Origin of the sequence: Pseudomonas sp. NFACC16-2 (assembly GCF_900119205.1) — a bacterium.
GTDB lineage: Bacteria > Pseudomonadota > Gammaproteobacteria > Pseudomonadales > Pseudomonadaceae > Aquipseudomonas > Aquipseudomonas fluorescens_Q.
Genome location: NZ_FPIX01000020.1, coordinates 1 through 573 on the forward strand (window position 1 = coordinate 1; position 573 = coordinate 573).

A 573-nucleotide genomic window follows, 5' to 3' on the forward strand; every position below is an offset into this window, starting at 1 on the left:
GCCCAGCCAATTCCCCGATTTATCGACTCGTTTGAGCAAGCCAACATCCGACAATTCTACGTCGGCTCGCGCCGCCGTTTCGCGCATCGAACAATCGCTGCTCAGATACAGCAATAGGGTGCGTAATAAAGTCTCTGGGGTGAAACGGCGCCCGAACTTCAACGCCCCCAATTCCCTGGCCTTGGCTTCCCATCCCGCAGGCAATAGCGCTAACAGCTTTGGCCAATCTTCATCTAGTCCTGGTGTCACACTTGCTTTCCTTGCAACTCATCTCAATTGCGGATCAGTTTACTATTTTTGGAGTTTGGTTAGCGCCTATGGGATTTATCCCCGTTGGGCTGCGCAGCAGCCCCGAAACCCAGTTTGTCAGATTGATTGAGATTGTTCTCCTGAGGGGGCTGCTGCGCAGCCCAGCGGGGATAAATCCCCTCGCCACACTGCGGGCGGTCTGTTGCATGTCGGGATGCTCTTCCTGATACAAATTCCCAAACGCTAATTTTTCCGGTCTGCATTCGTTTTATAGGGACGACTTGCCTTTGTGCCTTGTGCCCACTGATTCCGGATACCCCAGAA

General features: G+C 53.2%; 1 pseudogene. It reads right to left on the minus strand.

From position 1 onward, the window contains the following. Nucleotides 1-249 (minus strand): annotated as a pseudogene (locus BT116_RS31245) (IS4 family transposase); the annotation flags it as partial. Nucleotides 250-573: the final 324 nt, after the last annotated feature.